The organism is Vibrio sp. 811 (genome assembly GCF_033339195.1).
The window spans coordinates 1-510 of the sequence record NZ_JAWOUB010000984.1; the positions used below are offsets into that span (position 1 = coordinate 1).

At 45.9% G+C, this 510-nt stretch carries 1 protein-coding gene; it reads right to left on the reverse strand.

What is annotated here, in order from left to right; translation table 11 throughout:
* Positions 1–510: sensor histidine kinase (locus R7Q46_RS30490; RefSeq protein ID WP_318078757.1), on the reverse strand; the 510-nt coding region annotated here is incomplete at both ends.

The following is a 510-nucleotide window of genomic DNA, read 5'->3' on the forward strand; positions in this document are numbered from 1 at the left end:
CGGTCAACTTGTACAAAAGGGTCAAACAACGAACTTTGCGCCGCTAACGGTATCCCAATCCCGGTATCTTCCACCTCAAAAAACGCAGTGCCGTTTACCCACTCGACTCGCAAGACCACGCCGCCCAAATGGGTAAATTTGATCGCGTTCCCAATCAAATTAACTAAGATTTGGGTGATTCGTTCTAAATCGCCAATCAGAAACTCCGGAATGCCTAACTTCTTGTCGATAGAAAAATGAATGCGCTTCTCTGCCGCTTTCGCAGCAAATACGCCCGTAATGGCTTTTTCGAGATCATCCCACGCAAAAACCTTGTCGATAATTTCCATCATGCCAGCATTCATCTTGCTGAAATCGAGCAAGTCGTTGATGATGACGCGAAGTAAATCGCCCGACTGAATCAAATTACCGAGATATTGCCGTTGATCTTCTCCCAACTGAGTTTTGCTTAACAGCTCTGCGCTGCCGAGTACGCCATTAAGTGGCGTTCTTAACTCGTGATTAATCATT